The sequence below is a fragment of the Pseudomonas sp. P5_B2 genome (assembly GCF_056400445.1).
The window spans coordinates 1-4,970 of the sequence record NZ_JBFULH010000305.1; the positions used below are offsets into that span (position 1 = coordinate 1).

5 protein-coding genes are annotated in these 4,970 nt (G+C 57.7%); 1 reads left to right on the forward strand and 4 read right to left on the reverse strand.

Features of this window, described 5'->3' with window-relative positions:
- From AC1DRJ_RS19045 to rpsU, 3 genes are all read right to left on the reverse strand, one after another.
- A partial coding sequence (locus tag AC1DRJ_RS19045) for an RNA polymerase sigma factor region1.1 domain-containing protein (protein WP_477803512.1) occupies nucleotides 1-779 on the reverse strand: 779 nt, incomplete at its 3' end.
- 67 nt (nucleotides 780-846) lie between these two features.
- A complete protein-coding gene (dnaG, locus tag AC1DRJ_RS19050) occupies nucleotides 847-2,826 on the reverse strand; it encodes a DNA primase (RefSeq protein WP_477803513.1) in 1,980 nt (659 codons plus the stop codon).
- Between the two features lie 483 nt (nucleotides 2,827-3,309).
- Nucleotides 3,310-3,525: a 30S ribosomal protein S21 gene (rpsU, locus tag AC1DRJ_RS19055; RefSeq protein WP_002551877.1), complete on the reverse strand. Its 216-nt coding sequence runs from the start codon at nucleotides 3,523-3,525 to the stop codon at nucleotides 3,310-3,312.
- A 199-nt stretch (nucleotides 3,526-3,724) separates the two neighbouring features.
- On the opposite strand from rpsU, the gene tsaD reads away from it, so the two are divergent.
- Complete coding sequence (gene tsaD, locus AC1DRJ_RS19060) at nucleotides 3,725-4,750, forward strand: tRNA (adenosine(37)-N6)-threonylcarbamoyltransferase complex transferase subunit TsaD (RefSeq protein ID WP_477803514.1); 1,026 nt, start codon at nucleotides 3,725-3,727, stop codon at nucleotides 4,748-4,750.
- A 23-nt stretch (nucleotides 4,751-4,773) separates the two neighbouring features.
- On the opposite strand, the gene AC1DRJ_RS19065 is transcribed toward tsaD, so the two are convergent.
- On the reverse strand, nucleotides 4,774-4,970 hold a 197-nt coding region (locus tag AC1DRJ_RS19065; protein ID WP_477803515.1), incomplete at its 5' end, for a glycerol-3-phosphate acyltransferase.

Consider the following 4,970-nt stretch of genomic DNA (forward strand, 5'->3'; position numbering starts at 1 on the left):
GGCATGAACAGCTCAGCCAGGGCCACCAGCTCGGCGATTGTCGCCTTATTGCCACGGCCGTGCTTTTTCAGCGCCTTGCGGGTGATTTCCATCTGATCGGAGACAGCGCCAAAACGCTGTGCTGCGATGATCGGATCCGGGCCGCTTTCGGCTTCTTCTTCATCATCCGTTGCTTCGGCGTCATCGTCATCGGTTTCGTCGGCAGCTGGAGCGGCCTTCGGATCGATCGGCGGTGGCACTTCTGCAGCAGGCGGCGCAATGCCGTCGTCCGGGTCGATATAACCGCTAAGAACGTCGGACAGGCGACCACCTTCGGTGGTGACGCGAGTGTACTCGGAGAGAATATGATCAACCGTGCCAGGGAAGTGCGCAATTGCGCCCATCACTTCGCGGATGCCCTCTTCAATACGTTTGGCGATTTCAATTTCGCCTTCACGTGTGAGGAGCTCTACCGTACCCATTTCACGCATGTACATGCGCACAGGGTCGGTGGTGCGACCAATGTCGGTCTCGACCGCTGCCAACGCTGCTGCTGCCTCTTCGGCCGCGGCTTCGTCAGTATCGGCGTCAGCCAGCATAAGGGAATCCTTATCTGGCGCAACCTCGAATACGTTGATCCCCATGTCGTTAATCATGCGGATGATGTCTTCCACCTGTTCCGGATCTGAAATATCCTCCGGCAGGTGGTCGTTGACCTCCGCGTAAGTCAGGTAACCCTGCTCACGACCCAGTGTGATCAACTCTTTGATACGAGACTGCTGTTGCGCTTTTCCGGACATAACACCCTATCCACTGAAGGTCTTGGCGGGCAAAAAACAAGCCGAGGATTATACCTGAGCTATGACCTCACGCGCCAGTTGAGGTCGGGTTTGATACAGCCATATTGCGTTTTAATAGGTCGCGCATCTGATTTGCGATCTCATTTGCTTCCTCCGGGGTCAATCCCGGCTGTCTGGCTTTCCTGATAAGTACTTCCAGGCTATCCGTGTGTTGAGCTGCCGATAACCTAGTAATGGTGTCTAAAAACTGTTGTTCAAGGTTGTCGCCTGCAATCAGCCATTCCTTTTCTGCCAATGCCTTGAGCAATCGCCCCTGTTCGGTTCCGTGCCAACGCGCCATTAGCTGAATTGAGTTTAGCTTAGGATTTTTTTGCACGGCCTCGATCAGGGCTACGAGCAGTTGCGCGTAGGTATTGCTCTCATTGGCAAAGTGGTTGGCGGTTTCTACCCGGCCAGCCAGGTCTGGGTGATGAATAAGGGTGCGCAGTGCAATCAGCGTGGGCGCTTCTACGGCAATCGGTGTGCGTGGGGCGCTCGGTTGATCACGATCACCGCCGCGCTTGCCATTCTTGTCCCACGGCTTCTTGTCCCACTTCTTGCCGCCAGCGCCAGGTTTCTTCGGCGTCCATTCCTGCTGCGGCACATACATCTCTTGTGACTGCGGCTGATGGTAGTCGCTGTAATCGGGCATGGCGTCGTAATCGATGCCTGGATCGTAAGCCGGAGGCGCGTCCTGGGGAGCGCTTTGCACCAGTTGGCTGACCGCTTCACCGCTAAGGCCGGTGATTTCGGTCAGGCGCTGGCGCATCAGGATGCGCAGGTTTGCACCCGGCACTTTGTCGATCAGCGGTGCAGCGAGGGTGGCCATGTGGGCCTTGCCTTCGAGCGAGCGCGGGTCCGACTCTTCGGTCAGCTGCTGGAAGAAGTAATCCGCCAATGGCTGGGCATGCTGGTTGATTCGTGCACGGAAAGCATCGGTACCTTCGGAGCGGACCAGCGTATCCGGGTCTTCGCCTTCCGGCAGGAACAGAAAGCGTGCGCGCCGGCCATCTTGCAGGCAGGGCAGCGTCGCTTCCAATGCTCGCCAGGCAGCGTTGCGACCAGCCTGATCGCCGTCAAAACAGAAAAGTACGTTGGGTACGACGCGAAACAGTCGTTTCAAGTGCTCTTCGCTGGTGGCGGTGCCCAGGGTCGCCACGGCATTGCGCAAGCCTTGCTGGGCGAGGGCGATGACGTCCATATAGCCTTCGACGACGATGATTTCGTCGAGGTTGCGGTTGTTTTTGCGTGCTTCATAAAGGCCGTAGAGTTCCTGGCCTTTATGGAATACCGGGGTTTCCGGTGAGTTCAGGTATTTAGGCTTGTCGTCGCCCAGTACCCGGCCGCCGAAGGCGATGATGCGCCCGCGGCTATCGCGAATCGGGAACATCACGCGATCGCGGAAGCGGTCATAGCGCTTGCCGGTTTCGGCGTTCTCGATCAGCAGGCCGGCATCGACCATGGCTTTTTGTTGAAGGGTGTCGCTGCTCAAATGTTTGAACAGATTGTCCCAGCCCGGTGGAGCAAAGCCGAGGCCGAAGTCGCGAGCAATCTCGCCGGTCAGTCCGCGACCTTTCAAGTAATCCACCGCCGCTTTGCGCGATGGATGGCTTTTTAGTGCATGACGGTAAAAGTCGGCGGCGGCGGTGAGCAGCGGATACAGCGGCGAGTCAGTCGGTTGCCGCGGTTTGTGCGGTCGGCCGCTTTCTTCGCGGGGGATTTCCATGCCAGCGGCTTTGGCCAGTTCTTCGACGGCCTGGATGAAGTCCAGGTTGTCGTGGTCCATCATGAAGCCGAGTGCGTTACCGCCAGCACCGCAACCGAAGCAGTAATAGAACTGTTTGTCGGGGCTGACGCTGAAAGATGGGGTTTTCTCTTTGTGGAACGGGCAGCAAGCGGTGTAGTTCTTGCCAGCCTTTTTCATTTGCAGGCGCGAGCTGACCACATCGACGATGTCGGTGCGGTTCAGAAGGTCGTCAATGAAGCTCTGGGGAATTAGCCCGGCCATGGCGTTCTCGTCATCTGCGCTGAAATGGACCCAAAACGAAGGGCGGCCGAACGCGGGTCGTTGTTTGAGGCACGCAAAATGTGCGGCTCGACCGGTGTCGTCTGCTTAATCGCTATCGGGGAGTGTATCTGCCGAAAATCCACTGACGTTAATACCAATCAGTTATCGACTGTTTGAAAGTGTTGCGCTGAATCCGCTACGGCCAGTCAATGGCCTCGGATAGCTCAAGTAAGCAGGCACACAAGCAGGTGCCTTGGGCTGATCGTCGTGAGAGGAATCAGTGGGTGTGCTCGTCAGTAGCCTTGGAAGGCTCGTCAGAAAAGACGTGCACCGCTGGCAAAAGAGCCAGGTCTGACGCTGTAAAGCAGATTTGTCTCGGTCGCGTCTGCGGCGTCGACAGTGAAGCATCAAGCGTTTTACGCAAATGCCATTAGCCCGGCTGAGGGCCGGGCTTGGCAGAAGCTTGCTACGATCGTCTGTGTATTAGTACAGACGAACGGCACGGCGCTGTTCGCGCTGAACTTTCTTCGCGTGACGCTTAACAGCGGCTGCTGCTTTGCGCTTACGCTCAGAAGTTGGCTTCTCGTAAAATTCGCGGCTACGAACTTCAGCCAGTACACCGGCTTTTTCGCAGGAGCGCTTGAAACGACGCAGAGCTACGTCGAAGGGTTCGTTCTCTTTTACTTTGACGGCTGGCATCCAGAGCTACCTTCATTCATTACCGGGGTCAACATCCTCGCGGCAAAAGAGCACTTGAAGACGTCGGTTTTTAAGGGTTGCGGATGTTAACCCCTCATCGCTCGGAATGCAAAGCCTCTGATCGAAAACCGCTGGTCGGGGCATCACGTGGCGACTATTATGCGCGCCTTCGAATTCAGCCTAAACAAGGCGCAAACCCATGCTAGTACTGGGATTAGAAACCTCCTGCGACGAAACCGGTGTCGCATTATATGACAGCGAACGCGGGCTGTTGGCCGACGCACTGTTCAGTCAGATCGACCTGCATCGTGCCTATGGTGGCGTGGTGCCGGAGCTGGCCTCGCGCGACCACGTCAAACGGATGCTGCCCTTGATTCGTCAGGTGTTGGCCGAAGCAGACTGTGTGCCGACCGAGATCGACGCCATCGCCTATACCGCGGGTCCTGGCCTGGTTGGTGCGTTGTTGGTGGGCGCTTCATGCGCCCAGGCGCTGGCCTTTGCCTGGGGCATTCCAGCCTTGGGTGTGCACCATATGGAAGGTCACTTGCTGGCGCCGATGTTGGAGGCGCAGCCGCCAGAATTTCCGTTCGTCGCTTTGTTGGTGTCAGGTGGTCATACGCAGCTGGTTCAGGTCGATGGGATCGGTCAGTACACGCTGTTGGGCGAGACTCTGGACGATGCTGCCGGTGAAGCTTTTGACAAGACCGCGAAAATGATGGGGCTCAATTATCCGGGCGGACCGGAAATCGCGCGCCTGGCCGATCAAGGTGTTGCCGGACGATTCACTTTCCCGCGTCCGATGTGCGACCGCCCAGGGCTGGCGTTCAGCTTCAGTGGCTTGAAAACTTTCGCATTGAACACTTGGCAGCAGAGCGTTAGCGCCGGGGACGACAGTGAGCAAGCCCGTTGCGACATCTCTCTGGCGTTCCAGCAGGCCGTGGTGGAGACTTTGACCATCAAGTGCAAGCGAGCCCTCAAGCAAGCGGGCATGAAGCGTCTGGTGATTGCTGGGGGCGTCAGCGCCAACAAGGCACTGCGCATCTCGCTGGAGAAAATGCTCGGCGACTTGAAGGGTGATGTGTTCTACGCCCGTCCGGAGTTCTGCACCGACAATGGCGCGATGATCGCGTTTGCCGGGTGTCAGCGCTTGCAGGCTGGCCAGCATGAAAGCCTGGCGATCAGCGTGCAGGCGCGTTGGCCGATGGAACAATTGTCGGCACTGTGATGAGCGGGGCTCACGTCCGGCATTTAAAAATGCCGTTCGCGCCCGGCAAACAGGTCGCGTAGATTGCCCCGATGACGCCAGACAATCAGCCCCGTTAGTACGCTCATGGGTAGCAAGGCCGCCGGCTCCTGCCACGCAAGCAGTGGCAGGGTCAGTGGTGTGGCGATCAGTGCGGCAAGCGAGCTGGTGCGGGTCAGGTAGAACGTCAGCAACCAGGCAC